The sequence below is a fragment of the Ruegeria sp. genome (assembly GCF_040830605.1).
GTDB lineage: Bacteria > Pseudomonadota > Alphaproteobacteria > Rhodobacterales > Rhodobacteraceae > Ruegeria.
On record NZ_JBFOMD010000009.1, the window covers coordinates 219,090 to 232,344 of the forward strand.

Sequence of the window (13,255 nt, forward strand, 5' to 3'; positions counted from 1 at the left end):
AGGTCACTGTAGCGTGGCGTCTGTCGGAGTCCAATCACGGCGCCGTTTCAACATGAGGAAGAACATGAGCGACATTCTTGAGCAGGCCGCGGCCGCACTGAACGAAAAACTGTCGGGCGGCGATTTCGACGCCTCGGCGAAGTTTGCCATCGCCGATCTGGGCGCGATCATCCTGGACGCCAACGGCGCACGGGTTGGCGACGAAGAGGCGGATGTGACGCTGAGCGCCGACGCCGACACCTTCGAGCAAATCCTGAGCGGTGATCTGAACCCGACCGGCGCCTTCATGTCCGGTAAGCTGAGCGTGGACGGCGATATGGGCATCGCCATGAAGCTTGCATCGGTGCTGGCCTGATGACACTGACGCCGGCCCCTTTGTTCGACGATATGGCCGGCGGACCCGACGGCGGTCAGGCCCACTGGCTGCAGACCGCCGACGGTTTCCGGATTCGCGTTGGCCACTGGCGCCCCAAGGATCAGGAACATGGCACGGTGATGATGTTCCCGGGCCGGACTGAATATATAGAAAAATATGGCAACGCCGCGGGCGAATTCGTATCGCGCGGTTTCGCCTTTCTGGCAGTGGACTGGCGCGGTCAGGGGCTGGCCGACCGCTTGCTGCCCGATCCGCGCGTAGGCCATGTCGAGAATTTTCCCGACTATCAACACGATGTGGCAGTGGTACTGGAGCTTGCCGAGGCGCTGGAACTCCCGAAGCCCTGGCACGTGATCGGCCATTCGATGGGTGGCGCCATCGGGCTGCGGGCGGTTTACGAGCGCGGCTGTTTCGCGTCCTGCGGCTTTACCGGGCCGATGTGGGGCATTTTCTTTACGCCGATCATGAAGCCGCTTAGCCGATTGACCGCGTATTGGGGCCCAAGGATCGGACTGGGAGAAAAAACGCCGCCGACAACAACACTTGAAAGCTATGTGGTCTCGCAACCTTTCGAGGGCAACATGCTGACCCGCGATCCGGACATGTATCAGATGATGAAGGATCAACTGGCGGCGCATCCTGAGCTTGCGTTGGGAGCGCCCTCGACCATCTGGCTGCGCGAGGCGCTGGAAGAATGCCAGTATCTGATGGCCAAGCCCGCCCCGGACGTGCCCTGCCTGACTTTCCTGGGCAGTCACGAACAGATCGTCGATCGCAAGGCGATTCGACGGCGTATGGCCAATTGGCCGCGCGGCACGCTGGTCGAAATCCCCGATGGCGAGCATGAGGTGCTGATGGAACCCGCCGACATTCGCGGCCCGGTCTTCGACCAACTGGCCGCGCTGTTCTCGGGCGATCAGCCGGACGGCGCCCGTCAGAGCGCCTGACCCGGACCTGCTCGCTTGTGATCCATGCGCCCCACGCTTAGATGTGGGCAAACGCAGTTTCACGAGGTGTCCGATGCTCAACCTTCCCTTTCCCGTTCGCGATGCCAACGCCACCGGCGGCGCCGACGATCTGGGCAACCTGCCCGAGTGGGATCTGACCGATCTCTACACCTCGGAGGACGCCCCTGAACTGGCCCGCGATCTGGACTGGCTGGAACAGGAATGCGCTGGTTTCGCCGCCGATTACGAGGGCAAGCTGGCCGATCTGGACGCCGAGGGGCTGCTGACCTGCGTGCTGCGCAACGAAAAGATCAGCACCATCGCGGGCCGTATCATGTCCTTTGCGGGCCTGCGCTATTACCAGCTGACCACCGATGCCGACCGGGCCAAGTTCATGTCGGACATGCAGGAGCGGGTCACGATCCACACCACGCCGCTGGTCTTTTTCACGCTGGAGCTGAACCGGATCGAAGATGAGGCGCTCAAGGCCCATTTCGCTGCCAATGCGGATCTGGCCCGGTACGAGCCGGTCTTCCGTCGCATCCGCGCGATGAAACCCTATCAACTCAGCGACGAGCTGGAGAAATTCCTGCACGATCTGGGCGTGGTCGGCGACGCTTGGGAACGTCTCTTCGATGAAACCATCGCCGGGCTGACCTTTACCGTCGATGGCGAAGAGCTGAACATCGAGGGCACGCTGAACCTGCTGACCGAGCAGGACCGGGCCAAACGCGAGGCCGCCTCGCGCGAGCTGGCACGGGTGTTTCAGGAGAACGTCAAGACATTCGCCCGTGTCCACAACACCCAGTCCAAAGAAAAGGAAATCATCGACCGCTGGCGCGGGATGCCCACGGCGCAGACCGGGCGGCACCTGTCGAACGATGTCGAACCCGAGGTGGTCGAGGCCCTGCGCGAGGCCGTGGTGGCCGCTTACCCCAAGCTCTCGCACCGCTATTACGAGCTGAAACGCAAATGGCTGGGCCTCGACAAGATGCAGGTCTGGGACCGCAACGCGCCGCTGCCGATGGAAGACACCCGCATCGTGAACTGGGCCGAGGCCGAGAAAACGGTGATGGATGCCTACAACGCCTTCGACCCGCGCATGGGTGAGATCGCGGCGCCCTTCTTCTCGAAAGGCTGGATCGACGCCGCCGTTAAACCCGGCAAGGCTCCGGGCGCTTTCGCCCACCCCACGGTGACCGAAGTGCACCCTTACGTGATGCTCAACTATCTCGGCAAACCGCGCGACGTGATGACGCTGGCGCATGAGCTGGGCCATGGCGTGCATCAGGTATTGGCCGCCGGTCAGGGTGAGATGCTCAGCTCCACCCCGCTGACATTGGCCGAAACTGCATCAGTCTTTGGCGAAATGCTGACCTTCCGCAAGATGCTGGACGCGGCCGAAACGCCCGAACAGCGCAAGGTGCTGCTGGCGGGCAAGGTCGAGGACATGATCAACACGGTGGTCCGCCAGATCGCGTTCTACGATTTCGAATGCAAACTCCACGCCGCACGCCGCGAGGGCGAACTGACCCCCGACGACATCAACGCACTGTGGATGTCCGTGCAGGCCGAATCCCTCGGCCCCGCTTTCGAGTTCATGGAAGGGTATGAGACCTTCTGGTCCTACATCCCCCACTTCGTCCACTCGCCCTTCTACGTCTACGCCTATGCCTTCGGCGACGGGTTGGTGAACGCGCTCTACTCGGTCTACGCATCCGGCGCTGACGGGTTCGAGGACAAGTATTTCGAGATGCTCAAGGCGGGCGGCTCAAAACACCACAAGGACCTGCTGGCACCGTTTGGCCTTGATGCGAGCGACCCAAAATTCTGGGACAAGGGCCTCAGCATGATCTCGGGCTTCATCGACGAATTGGAGGCGATGGAAGGGTGAGATGTTGATCCAGGCCGCCAACAGCCTGGGCGGCTGTATGTTGTGGCGAACAGAGCGGTCATTGGCTGTTTTCGGATGCCCGTGTTAGCATTGAGCACCCCCTCAACGAGGTCTGCCGAAATGTATTCTTCGCAGAGTCTTTATCGCGCAATCGATGATAACCAGCCTGAACTGGCCCGCGACGTTCTAGACACGAACAAGGAGCTGGCGAATGCGCCGGATGAAACGCCACCGCCTATCCATTGGGCGATTTTTCGTAACCGGCTTCAGATCGTCGAATTGCTTCTCGACTACGGTGCAGACATTGAAAGGAAAGATCAGGATCGCGGCGCCACGCCGCTCGACTACGCAATCATGTATGGGCGAATGGACATTGTCCGCATGCTGATCAATCGCGATGCCGACACCGATGGGCGGCTTGAGCTCGCACGGCGAGCGGCGGCAGGTGCATTCGATGAGTTTCCAGATTTACCATCTCGCAAGACATATCAGGAAGTCGCCAAAATCCTACAGGCAGAGATCGGCAATAAATAAGGCAAGCGCGGCCAGGATCCCTTGCGTTGGGCACCCAGACCAAAGTCAACTCATATGGATTTCAGCTTTCGTTGATTGCAGCCTCCATGCGGACCATCGCCAAACTCACTTCAACTGACTGTCTTTCGATCCCCGCCGGTTGATGCCGCCGCGTGCTTTGAAGGCGCGGTCCCGTTCCTGCTGGCAGTCAATGCACAGCTTCACCCCCGGCAACGCCACGCGCCGTGCCTCGGGGATCGGCTCTTCGCATTCGGCGCAATGGGTCAGGCTCTCGCCCGAAGGCCGTTTTTGCGCCTGCATCCGCGCCAGTTCATCGCTGATCGAGGCTTCAATCTGTTCGCTTACCGCGCCGTCGCGCGCCCAACCTCCGGCCATGGCTCATATCCGTTGTTCGTTGTCCGGACAGAGTAGATGACCCGGCCCGCGCGAGGCAAGCCGCCCGGGGCCGCGCAATCGCCGTGGGTCACAGCGCGGCGGCCTTATCGAAGACCTGATCGATCATATCCTGCGTGCCGCGCGAGAACTCCAGCGGGCAGGCATAGGGAACGCCCTCTCGCACGGACCGGACAAATGCCTCGACCTGGAGCTTGTAGTGGTTATCCGCCGGGAACCGTGTCACGAGGACTTCAAGACCGGGGCGGTGCAACTCCACTCTCGCTTCGCCGAACACGCGGGCATTGAACGGTGCGGTCAGGCGAATAAGGCCTTTCTCACCGTGAAACACCATCTCCTGATAGGGGTGCATGCGGATCGAGACGTAGCTGGAATAGGTAAATCCCGGGAAGGTCGCCTGGATTTCGGTGAACGCGTCGATCCCGTCTTCCCATCGGATCCGCGAGGTGACCGAGACCGGCTCCTGCCCGGTCGCAAATCGCGCGGAACCGATCACGTACACGCCGATATCGCGCAGCGCGCCGCCGCCGGTTTCCGCGCGGTTGCGGATATTCCCGGTGTCGGCGCGATTGTCGAAGCTGAACGCGCCCGAGACATGCACCAACGCTCCGATTGCCCCGTCGGAGATGAGTTGCCGGACCAGTTGCCATTGCGGGTGATGCACGATCATGTAGCCCTCGGCGGCGAGCAAGCCGGTCTCATCGCGTTTTGCGATGAGGGCGTCGAAGTCCGGGGCCCGCATGCCCATCGGCTTTTCGCACAACACATGCTTGCCCGCTTCGAGCGCCCGCAGGCTCCATTCCGCATGCATGTGATTTGGTAGCGGGACATAGACCGCGTCCACATCCGGGTCAGCGAGCAAATCCTCGTAGTTCAGATGGGTTTTCAGGTCCGGGCAAAACGCCTGAAACGGGTGCGCCTTTTCCGGGCTGGACGTGGCCAGGGCCGTCAGCGCCGCCCCATTTGCGGCATGGATTGCCGGCCCCATGTATTCGCGTGCAAACTTTGCCGCACCCAAAATGCCCCAGCGGACCGGTTCGTTCATGTGTCCTCTCCCTGCAATTGACCACCACCATAGTTGGGCAAACCGCCCCCGCAACCCCGTCCGGTACACGCACCGTCAGCGCCGTCCGGCTCATGCGGACGGGGCCCGACGCAAAGTCATTCTTTTTTCTCGCGACGAGGCGCGTACTCTTTCAGCAACAGCTCAGGGAGATGGAACTATGCTTCGGTTGGTCAAATGGCTCTGCGGCCTTGCGCTGGTCGCGCTTGTCGTCGGTGCGGTGGTCTTTTTCGGGTTTCTGCCCGCCTATATCGAAGAAAGGCGCAACAATGTCATCGACCATGCCCCCTATCCGGTTTCCGATGCGGCTGCGGCGCTGCATGAAACACTGATCGTGGGCGACCTGCACGCCGATCCGCTGCTCTGGAGCCGCGATCTGACCAAGCGGGGCACCCGTGGCCAGGTGGACATCCCGCGCCTGATCGAGGGCAATGTGGCCGTGCAGGTCTTTACCGCCGTGACCAAATCGCCCGCCGGTCAGAACTATGACAACAACGCCGCAGACGCCTTTGACAACATCACCGTGCTTGCCGTGGGTCAGCGTTGGCCCCTGCGCACTTGGGGTTCCCTGCGGGAGCGCGCGATCTATCAGGCCGAAAAGCTTCACGCCTTCGAGGCTAATTCGGACGGCCGCCTGAAAATCATCAAATCCGCCGCCGATCTGGAGGCGGTTCTGGCCGCCAAGGCAAACGGCGAACAGGTGGTCGGCGGCCTTCTCGGCATCGAGGGCGGCCACCCTCTGGAAGGCGATCTGGCCAACCTGGACCCGATATACGAGGCCGGGCACCGGTTGTTCGGCCTGCAGCATTTCTTCGACAACGAGTTGGGCGGCTCGCTGCACGGGCAGGCCAATTCCGGCCTCAGCGATTTCGGGCGTGAAGTGGTGGCGGAACTGGCCAAACGCCCGGTGGTAATCGATCTGGCCCATTCCAGCCCGCAGGTTGCCCGCGACGTGCTGGAAATGACCGACATCCCGCTGGTTGTCAGTCACACCGGCTTGCACGGGTTCTGCCCGGTCAAGCGCAATTATCCCGATGACCTGATGCGCGACATCGCCGTCACCGGCGGCGTCATCGGCATGGGATACTGGGCGGATGTAACCTGCGGCGACATCACGCCCGCGGGCATCGCCAAGATGATCGTGGCCGCGATCGAGACCGTTGGCGAAGACCACGTCTCGCTGGGCTCGGATTACGACGGGTCCGTGGAAACCGCGTTCGACACGTCGGAGTTGGCCGCGCTGACATCTGCCCTGATGGAGACTGGTCTCACCGAAACGCAGATCCGCAAGGTCATGGGAGAGAACATGATCCGCGTTTTGCGAGACCGTTTGCAGTAACGTCGGATTGCGGGAGAGCCGGACAGTTTGCACTGGCAAGCCGCCTGAAAAACACATCCTTGCGGGCCGAACATTGCGGTCGCCAAGGCACTTGGAATCTCAAGAAAGCTGATCTTTACCCGATGAGGCCCGACTGTGATTGCCAGTGAACTCGGCTGGCGGACATCGGCCATCACCATCGGTGGCCTCCCCGGCCATTGATCCACGGCATCATTTGCCCCGTACCCCAAACATCCTCGCAAATCAGATGCCGGCCATTCCTTGCGCCCTTCTGTTGCGAGGACGTGCAAACAGGGTGGGAGACAAAGCAGAATGGAAGCGACACAAACACTGACCGGCATCGTGCTGAACAGCGGCGCCCCGGGGACTTTTGACACCGACAACAGCGATTTCGACCTGCTGCGCGAAGCGGTCATTGCTGCGGGGCTGGCGGACACGCTGAACAGCGACGACGTCGCGTTGACCGTATTTGCCCCGAACGACGCGGCCTTTATCGGACTTGCCCAGACTCTGGGTTTCAAAGGCTCGGACGAAAACGGAGCGCTCAGCTATATCATCGAGGCCCTGACGCTTCTTGGCGGCGGCGATCCGGTCCCGCTTTTGTCGGAAATCCTGAAATATCATGTGGTTGACGGCAAGTTCAACCTTGAAGCAGTAGCAGGTCTGGGGAACGGCGCGGCCATTGGCACGCTACAAGGCGGGGATCTGAAGCTCAATCTGGCAAGCATGCCCCCGAGCCTGGGTGACGCGGATGATGGTATCCATGATCCCGGCCTCATCGCCTTTGATATCAAGGCCACAAACGGGATAATCCACGTTCTGGACGGCGTGCTGTTGCCGATTTCGGTGACGGATATTCTGACGCAGAAAAACACCGACTTCATCCTGGGCGACGACTCGGATGAATTCTACTTCACCGGCAGGGGCAATGACTTCGTCGATGGCAACGGCGGCAATGATGTGATCAGAACCGGCAAGGGCAACGACGTGGCCCTTGCCGGCACCGGAAACGACCTGATGTTCGGCGGCCGCGGGGCTGACCTGCTGCGTGGCGAAGACGGCCATGACATCATCCATGGCGGTTCAGGCAAGGACACGATCGATGGCGGTTTAGGCAACGATCTGCTGAAAGGCGGGCGCGGAAACGACATACTTAGGGGTGACGAGGGTAACGACGTCATTCACGGTGGCCGCGGCAAGGATCTGATCGACGGTGGCGCGGGAAATGACCTGCTGTCCGGCGGCTGGGGCAGCGACACGTTCGTTTTCGAGCAAGGCGACGGCGACGATGCAATCGTCGGGTTCCGGGCGGGCTGCGATAAGATCGACCTGTCGGGTTACGACGGTATTACCAGTTTTGCGGATATCGAGGACGATATCGACGGTGGGTTCTTCAGAACCACCATCAAACTGGAAAACGGCGACAGCATCAAACTTTTGGGGGTCTGGGAGAGCCAGCTTTCGGAAAGCGACTTTATCTTCGCGTGATCGCAGGCCGAAGCCAAATGAAACAGCCCGCCGTGATCAGCGGGCTGTTTTGGTTGATAGAAGCGTAAGGTCAGGCCGAGGTCAGCATCCCCTTCTCACGGGCCAGTTCGCGCATTTTCTTCTGCAGCTTCTCGAACGCCCGCACCTCGATCTGGCGGATGCGCTCGCGGCTGACCTTGTACTGCGTGCTCAGCTCTTCCAGCGTCACCGCCTGATCCATCAGACGGCGCTGGGTCAGGATGTCCTTTTCCCGGTCGTTCAGCACCGCCAGCGCCTCGGCCAGCAACTCGCGCCGCGCCTCCAGCTCATCGCGGGCCTCGTAGTCGCCCGCCTGGTCGGCGTCTTCGTCCTCAAGCCAGTCCTGCCACTGCATCGAGCCTTCGCCTTCGGTTCCGACCGTGGCGTTCAGCGACGCGTCGCCACCGGACATGCGGCGGTTCATGCTGATCACGTCCTCTTCGGACACGCCCAGATCGGTGGCGATCTGCGCCACGTTCTCGGGACGCAGGTCGCCCTCTTCCAGTGCACCGATGCGGGCCTTGGCCTTGCGCAGGTTGAAGAACAGCTTTTTCTGCGCCGAAGTTGTGCCCAGCTTCACCATCGACCACGACCGCAGGACATATTCCTGGATCGAGGCGCGGATCCACCACATCGCGTAGGTCGCCAGCCGGAAACCCTTTTCCGGGTCGAATTTCTTGACCGCCTGCATCAGGCCGACATTGGCCTCGGATATTACCTCGGCCTGCGGCAAGCCGTAACCACGGTATCCCATGGCGATCTTGGCGGCCAGCCGCAGGTGCGAGGTAACCATCTTATGCGCGGCCTCGGTGTCCTGCTCTTCGACCCAGCGCTTGGCCAGCATGTATTCTTCTTCCGGCTCCAGCAGCGGAAACTTGCGGATTTCCTGCATATAGCGGTTAAGACCGCCTTCCGGAGTGGGTGCGGGGAGGTTTGCATAATTTGCCATATTCCGTGTCCCTCCTTGTAATGTTTATGGCTTTAACATGGATATGGGTCATCCATGTTGCCCTTTCAAGAGGTGGGGCTACTATATTGTGATTAAGCTTCCATTAAGGAAACATGAGAATGCGTGTATCACGCGCATGTGCAAATCATGTCAGCGGCGCGCGTAGTGCGGCGATCAGGCCTGCCATGTCCTGAGGAATCGGGGCCTCGAACCGCAGATGCTCCCCCGTTACAGGGTGTTCAAAGCCCAGGATCGCTGCGTGCAGCGCCTGCCGGGGAAACGCACGCACCGCCTCTGCCGCCTGCGTAGGCAGTGCCTTTTGCGCCAGTTTGCGCTTGCCGCCATAGACCGGATCGCCGATCAGGCCGTGGCCTGCATGGGCCATATGCACGCGGATCTGGTGGGTGCGGCCGGTCTCCAGCCAGCATTCGATCAGCGCCACAACCGGAGGCGTGCCGAACGGCTCGACTATCCGCGCCCGCGTGACGGCGTGACGGCCACCGTGAAACAGCACCGCCTGTTTCTGCCGGTCGGTCTTGTGTCGCGCCAATTGCGTGGTCAGGCGCAGGACATTGCCCGGTTCGAAACTCACCCCCTTGACCCCGCGCAGCCGGGGATCGTTGGCGTCCGGGACCCCGTAGCAGAGCGCGCGATAATAGCGCTCGACGCTATGCGCCTCGAACTGGGCGGCCAGACCCTGATGGGCGGCATCGGATTTGGCCACGACCAGCAACCCGCTGGTTTCCTTGTCGATCCGGTGGACGATGCCGGGCCGCTTGACGCCCCCCACCCCGGAGAGATCGTCACCGCAATGGTGCAGCAGCGCGTTGACCAGCGTGCCGCTGGGCGAGCCCGGCGCCGGATGCACGACCATGCCCGCAGGTTTGTTGACCACGATCAGATCGGCATCCTCGAACACGATGTCCAGCGGGATATCCTCGGGGCCGATATGGCTGTCCTCGGCCTCTTCCACGGTGATGATGATCCCGGCGCCCTCGGCCACCCGCGCCTTGGCGTCGGTCACCACCACGCCATCGACCCGGACGGCGCCTTCGGCGATCAGCCGTGCCAGGCGGGTCCGCGACAGGGCCGCCTCGGCTGGCACATCCCGCGAAAGCGCCTTATCAAGGCGGGGCGGCGGCGCGGCCGCAATGGTGAATTCTATCAGGCGGGTGCCCATGACTGTCCCTTCCGACCCCCAGGAACCGCAGGAAACGCCGCAGCTAAGACTGCTTCGGCGCATGGTCATGCTACTGACCGCGGTGATGATTGGCGGGGTTCTAGTCACATTCGCACTGATTGTCATCCGCCTGTCGGATCGTACCCCCGCCCTGCCCGATCAGGTCGAATTGCCCGACGGTGCCAAGGCCCAGGCGGTTACGATCGGCTCGAACTGGTATGCAGTGGTGACCGACGACAATCGCATTCTGATTTTCGATAAAACCACCGGCCGGATGCGGCAGGAAATCACAATCGAGTAACGGAAACACGTCCCGAAAAGGGCGGTTGTAGTGACATTCGCGGGCCTGGTGGATGGTACCGCCTCCCTGGCTTGAACAGGGGACCTCTGGATCCACAATCCAGCGCTCTAACCAACTGAGCTAAGGCGGCACTTGTGAAGGGCGATGTACCCAACCGGCCTGCGGAATGCAAGGGGCTTAGAGCTGAATTTTCCAGCTTTGTTCGACCAGATCGACCCCGAAGGAATGCACCGGTTTGCTGTCCACCAACTGCCAGCCCGTCGCTGCATAAAGCGCGCAAGCAGCACGGTGGCTTTCATGGGTCCAGAGCCGCATGTCGCGATATCCGGCATCCCGCGCGAAGCCCATGCAGGTGTGCAGCAGACGCTTGCCCAACCCCCTGCCCCGCGCCTCGGGCAGTAGCAGGAACAGGCGCAGCTTGGCCGTGGACTCTCCGGCCTTGACGCAGAAGATACTGCCCAGCCGGTGGCCGTCCTGCTCGGCAATCCAGCCCCTTTCGAGCGTCGGGTCATGATCGGCGATGAAATCGTCGAGGATTTGCACGACCAGTTGCCCAAAGGTGTCGTCGAACCCTTCATCGCGGGCGTAAAGCGTGCCGTGACACTCAACCAGCCAAGGGGCGTCATCGGGGCGGAACGGGCGCAGGGTGACATCACTCATGCCCCATCTGACCGCAAAGCCCGCTTGATTCTCAACCCGTTGCGGGCTAGCACAAACGCTCATCTCCGGAGGCTGACATGAGCATCAATACCGAGCGCGATATCGAGGCGAATCTGCAGATCGGGCCGACCGATCAGGGCATGGTGCGCCTGTTTATCGAAGCAGGAGATATCGAGATCCCGATGGATTTCGACCCGGAAGAGGCCGAGGAAATCGCCGAGGAGATTCGTGCCGCCGCTCAGGCCGCGCGCGCCGTGAAGGGCTGAGCCCTAAAGCCTCGGATCGCGCAGCGCCCGCAGGCGCCGTGCCGCGTCCATCGCAAATTTCTGGATCAGCTTCTTGCGCCGCGCCGGTGCGATCTTGTCCTCGGGAGCCATGCGAATGACTTCGGCGTCATAGGCGTCGGCGATGATCAATCCCGTTTCCGATGGCAGCAGGTCGGTCGGAAAGTCGGTATCGACCGCCCAGAAGAACCGGTCGCACCATTCCAGATAGCCCTGCCACTTGGCATCCGACTGATAATCGGCGCGGCTGGATTTGCACTCGATCACCCACAGCTCGCCCTTGGGGCCCAGCCCCATCACATCCACGCGCAATCCGCGTGCGGGCACAAATTCCTCAACGGAAACAAAGCCATGGCTGGCCAGGTGCCGCGCCACGCCGCGCGCGAGTTTCTGTCCGGGCTGCAAATCCAGTGTCATGCGCCAAAGGTGAACAATTCATGAACAAAAATCAAGGGCACGTGGCGCACTTGACATGATACCAAAGGGTATCTTATTAAATAGGATACCAAACGGTATCACTTAAGGAGGTACCATGACCGACCAGACCCAATACGCCTTTCGCGCCCTGGCCGACCCGACCCGGCGCGACATCGTGCGGATGCTGGCCGCGGACGAGATGACCATCGCGCAGCTGACCGAGCGGTTCGACATGACCCGCGCGGCAGTGAAAAAGCATCTGACGGTGCTCTCGGATGGCGGCCTCATCACTGTCGAGCCAAGGGGGCGCGAGCGCGTCAACCGGCTCAACCCGCAGGGCATGGAGCCGGTTCTCGACTGGTTCAGCTATTTCGACCAGTTCTGGGACGACCGCCTTGCCGATCTGAAAGAAGCCATTGAAAGGAAAAAGAAATGACCCAAGCCGTTCTGGAGAAATCCATTTACCTGCGCGCCGAACCCGAAACCGTATGGGCCTATCTGACCGAACCGGATCGGCTGGCCGAATGGTTCCACAAGCCCGAACGCCCGCTGGCGTCGGGGCAAAAGCTGGAGATGTACGGCACCACCAGCGGCGATCTGCTGATCTGGGGCGAGGTGCGCGCTGCGCGGCCGCCGGAGTATCTGGAATATACATTCACCGTCAAACCCATGGGGGATGCCATCAGCGTGGTGAAATGGACGCTGGAACCGGTCGCGGGCGGCACCAAGCTGTCGCTGCTGCATGAGGGCCTGCCGCAGGGCGCCGAGGCGTTCGGTCTGGTTTTGGCGCTGGACAAGGGCTGGGACGGTCATTTTGGCGAGATGCGCGAGGCGCTCAACGAAACTGTTCCAGCCTGACCCCTTGTGCAACCCCGCCGGGAGGCCTACTTAGGCGGTCGGCGGGGTCTGCCCTTCTCGTGACAGGCAGCATTCCGGTGGCCTTAAGCAATTCCGAGGGAGCTGGCTCTGTTCAGGTCCTGGCCTGATTATCTGGCGCCCACCTGTAAATACAGGTCCTCGGGAATCAAAGCCGCACGGTTGACTGGTGGTCCCGCCACACTTCCCCTCCTGTTGCTCAGATCAGGGTTAGCGTTTTGCGCCAGCCTCCTGCCGGATCAGCGTCGGTTTGATCGCGTGCGCAACGGGCGTGCCACGGCGGGGACCTTTCGGTTTTTCCGCCATGCTCATGATCTTCCACGCGAATTGCACCCCGGCAAAGACGATGCCGTTCATGAACCAGATCATGCCCAGCGCGATCAGTCCGCTGTCAGAGCCAAAGATGAGACCCCTCAGATTGGCCACGTTCAGCACCAGAAGCAGCGCGACGAACACCGCCGAGATCACGAATCCGATGGCCACCTGGGTGATGTAGAGGCGGATCAGTTTGGGCATGGTGAGTCTCCTTGCGCTCT

General features: G+C 61.4%; 17 protein-coding genes and 1 tRNA gene. 10 read left to right on the top strand and 8 right to left on the bottom strand.

What is annotated here, in order from left to right:
- Positions 1 to 64: 64 nt before the first annotated feature.
- The 4 genes from AB3N21_RS14970 (at position 65) to AB3N21_RS14985 (ending at position 3,751) form a co-directional block, all read left to right on the top strand.
- Positions 65 to 355, top strand: a complete 291-nt coding sequence (locus AB3N21_RS14970; protein ID WP_171174508.1) for an SCP2 sterol-binding domain-containing protein — start codon at positions 65 to 67, stop codon at positions 353 to 355.
- Positions 355 to 1,323 (top strand): alpha/beta hydrolase, encoded by a 969-nt coding sequence (locus AB3N21_RS14975; protein WP_367935964.1) that lies wholly within the window; start codon positions 355 to 357, stop codon positions 1,321 to 1,323. The genes AB3N21_RS14970 and AB3N21_RS14975 overlap by 1 nt, the downstream gene beginning before the upstream one ends.
- 73 nt (positions 1,324 to 1,396) lie before the next feature.
- Positions 1,397 to 3,217, top strand: coding sequence for a M3 family oligoendopeptidase (locus AB3N21_RS14980; protein WP_367935965.1), 1,821 nt, complete (start codon positions 1,397 to 1,399; stop codon positions 3,215 to 3,217).
- Between the two features lie 120 nt (positions 3,218 to 3,337).
- Positions 3,338 to 3,751, top strand: a complete 414-nt coding sequence (locus AB3N21_RS14985; protein ID WP_367935966.1) for an ankyrin repeat domain-containing protein — start codon at positions 3,338 to 3,340, stop codon at positions 3,749 to 3,751.
- 105 nt (positions 3,752 to 3,856) lie between these two features.
- Here the strand turns inward: AB3N21_RS14985 and AB3N21_RS14990 are convergent, their stop codons facing one another.
- Positions 3,857 to 4,126 carry a DksA/TraR family C4-type zinc finger protein gene (locus tag AB3N21_RS14990; RefSeq protein WP_367935967.1) on the bottom strand — a complete coding sequence of 90 codons (270 nt, stop codon included), beginning with the start codon at positions 4,124 to 4,126 and terminating at the stop codon, positions 3,857 to 3,859.
- Between the two features lie 88 nt (positions 4,127 to 4,214).
- A complete protein-coding gene (locus tag AB3N21_RS14995) occupies positions 4,215 to 5,189 on the bottom strand; it encodes a Gfo/Idh/MocA family protein (protein ID WP_367935968.1) in 975 nt (324 codons plus the stop codon).
- A 178-nt stretch (positions 5,190 to 5,367) separates the two neighbouring features.
- On the opposite strand from AB3N21_RS14995, the gene AB3N21_RS15000 reads away from it, so the two are divergent.
- Both AB3N21_RS15000 and AB3N21_RS15005 read left to right on the top strand, forming a co-directional pair.
- Positions 5,368 to 6,546 carry a dipeptidase gene (locus AB3N21_RS15000; RefSeq protein ID WP_367935969.1) on the top strand — a complete coding sequence of 393 codons (1,179 nt, stop codon included), beginning with the start codon at positions 5,368 to 5,370 and terminating at the stop codon, positions 6,544 to 6,546.
- Positions 6,547 to 6,858: 312 nt separating this feature from the next.
- Entirely contained in the window at positions 6,859 to 8,034 is a 1,176-nt protein-coding gene (locus AB3N21_RS15005; protein WP_367935970.1) for a fasciclin domain-containing protein, read from the top strand.
- A 70-nt stretch (positions 8,035 to 8,104) separates the two neighbouring features.
- Here AB3N21_RS15005 and rpoH read toward each other — a convergent pair whose 3' ends face one another.
- Together rpoH and AB3N21_RS15015 are read right to left on the bottom strand one after the other, a co-directional pair.
- The gene (gene rpoH / locus AB3N21_RS15010) at positions 8,105 to 9,001 is read right to left on the bottom strand and encodes an RNA polymerase sigma factor RpoH (protein WP_171174524.1); all 897 of its coding nucleotides are present in this window, start codon (positions 8,999 to 9,001) and stop codon (positions 8,105 to 8,107) included.
- Between the two features lie 145 nt (positions 9,002 to 9,146).
- The gene (locus AB3N21_RS15015; RefSeq protein WP_367935971.1) at positions 9,147 to 10,181 is read right to left on the bottom strand and encodes an RluA family pseudouridine synthase; all 1,035 of its coding nucleotides are present in this window, start codon (positions 10,179 to 10,181) and stop codon (positions 9,147 to 9,149) included.
- Between AB3N21_RS15015 and AB3N21_RS15020 the strand changes: the two genes are divergently transcribed.
- Positions 10,180 to 10,482, top strand: coding sequence for a DUF6476 family protein (locus tag AB3N21_RS15020; RefSeq protein ID WP_367935972.1), 303 nt, complete (start codon positions 10,180 to 10,182; stop codon positions 10,480 to 10,482). The two genes, AB3N21_RS15015 and AB3N21_RS15020, sit on opposite strands and share 2 nt — an antisense overlap.
- A 53-nt stretch (positions 10,483 to 10,535) precedes the next feature.
- Here AB3N21_RS15020 and AB3N21_RS15025 read toward each other — a convergent pair.
- Positions 10,536 to 10,612, bottom strand: a tRNA-His gene (locus AB3N21_RS15025).
- Positions 10,613 to 10,659: 47 nt separating this feature from the next.
- Positions 10,660 to 11,142, bottom strand: coding sequence for a GNAT family N-acetyltransferase (locus AB3N21_RS15030; RefSeq protein WP_367935973.1), 483 nt, complete (start codon positions 11,140 to 11,142; stop codon positions 10,660 to 10,662).
- A 77-nt stretch (positions 11,143 to 11,219) separates the two neighbouring features.
- Here AB3N21_RS15030 and AB3N21_RS15035 point away from each other — a divergent pair, with 77 nt between their 5' ends.
- Complete coding sequence (locus AB3N21_RS15035) at positions 11,220 to 11,408, top strand: DUF6324 family protein (protein ID WP_367935974.1); 189 nt, start codon at positions 11,220 to 11,222, stop codon at positions 11,406 to 11,408.
- Between the two features lie 3 nt (positions 11,409 to 11,411).
- On the opposite strand, the gene AB3N21_RS15040 is transcribed toward AB3N21_RS15035, so the two are convergent.
- Positions 11,412 to 11,843, bottom strand: coding sequence for an MmcB family DNA repair protein (locus AB3N21_RS15040; RefSeq protein ID WP_367935975.1), 432 nt, complete (start codon positions 11,841 to 11,843; stop codon positions 11,412 to 11,414).
- A 115-nt stretch (positions 11,844 to 11,958) separates the two neighbouring features.
- Between AB3N21_RS15040 and AB3N21_RS15045 the strand changes: the two genes are divergently transcribed.
- Complete coding sequence (locus AB3N21_RS15045) at positions 11,959 to 12,279, top strand: ArsR/SmtB family transcription factor (protein ID WP_367935976.1); 321 nt, start codon at positions 11,959 to 11,961, stop codon at positions 12,277 to 12,279.
- Positions 12,276 to 12,701: an SRPBCC domain-containing protein gene (locus tag AB3N21_RS15050; protein ID WP_367935977.1), complete on the top strand. Its 426-nt coding sequence runs from the start codon at positions 12,276 to 12,278 to the stop codon at positions 12,699 to 12,701. The genes AB3N21_RS15045 and AB3N21_RS15050 overlap by 4 nt, the downstream gene beginning before the upstream one ends.
- 228 nt (positions 12,702 to 12,929) lie before the next feature.
- Here the strand turns inward: AB3N21_RS15050 and AB3N21_RS15055 are convergent, their stop codons facing one another.
- A complete protein-coding gene (locus tag AB3N21_RS15055; RefSeq protein ID WP_171174540.1) occupies positions 12,930 to 13,235 on the bottom strand; it encodes a hypothetical protein in 306 nt (101 codons plus the stop codon).
- Positions 13,236 to 13,255 lie beyond the last annotated feature (20 nt).

Coding starts and splice junctions, on each gene's coding strand:
- AB3N21_RS14970 (WP_171174508.1), top strand. CDS start 65: ATGAGCGACATTCTTGAGCAGGCCGCGGCCGCACTGAACGAAAAACTG.
- AB3N21_RS14975 (WP_367935964.1), top strand. CDS start 355: ATGACACTGACGCCGGCCCCTTTGTTCGACGATATGGCCGGCGGACCC.
- AB3N21_RS14980 (WP_367935965.1), top strand. CDS start 1,397: ATGCTCAACCTTCCCTTTCCCGTTCGCGATGCCAACGCCACCGGCGGC.
- AB3N21_RS14985 (WP_367935966.1), top strand. CDS start 3,338: ATGTATTCTTCGCAGAGTCTTTATCGCGCAATCGATGATAACCAGCCT.
- AB3N21_RS14990 (WP_367935967.1), bottom strand. CDS start 4,126: ATGGCCGGAGGTTGGGCGCGCGACGGCGCGGTAAGCGAACAGATTGAA.
- AB3N21_RS14995 (WP_367935968.1), bottom strand. CDS start 5,189: ATGAACGAACCGGTCCGCTGGGGCATTTTGGGTGCGGCAAAGTTTGCA.
- AB3N21_RS15000 (WP_367935969.1), top strand. CDS start 5,368: ATGCTTCGGTTGGTCAAATGGCTCTGCGGCCTTGCGCTGGTCGCGCTT.
- AB3N21_RS15005 (WP_367935970.1), top strand. CDS start 6,859: ATGGAAGCGACACAAACACTGACCGGCATCGTGCTGAACAGCGGCGCC.
- rpoH (WP_171174524.1), bottom strand. CDS start 9,001: ATGGCAAATTATGCAAACCTCCCCGCACCCACTCCGGAAGGCGGTCTT.
- AB3N21_RS15020 (WP_367935972.1), top strand. CDS start 10,180: ATGACTGTCCCTTCCGACCCCCAGGAACCGCAGGAAACGCCGCAGCTA.
- AB3N21_RS15015 (WP_367935971.1), bottom strand. CDS start 10,181: ATGGGCACCCGCCTGATAGAATTCACCATTGCGGCCGCGCCGCCGCCC.
- AB3N21_RS15030 (WP_367935973.1), bottom strand. CDS start 11,142: ATGAGTGATGTCACCCTGCGCCCGTTCCGCCCCGATGACGCCCCTTGG.
- AB3N21_RS15035 (WP_367935974.1), top strand. CDS start 11,220: ATGAGCATCAATACCGAGCGCGATATCGAGGCGAATCTGCAGATCGGG.
- AB3N21_RS15040 (WP_367935975.1), bottom strand. CDS start 11,843: ATGACACTGGATTTGCAGCCCGGACAGAAACTCGCGCGCGGCGTGGCG.
- AB3N21_RS15045 (WP_367935976.1), top strand. CDS start 11,959: ATGACCGACCAGACCCAATACGCCTTTCGCGCCCTGGCCGACCCGACC.
- AB3N21_RS15050 (WP_367935977.1), top strand. CDS start 12,276: ATGACCCAAGCCGTTCTGGAGAAATCCATTTACCTGCGCGCCGAACCC.
- AB3N21_RS15055 (WP_171174540.1), bottom strand. CDS start 13,235: ATGCCCAAACTGATCCGCCTCTACATCACCCAGGTGGCCATCGGATTC.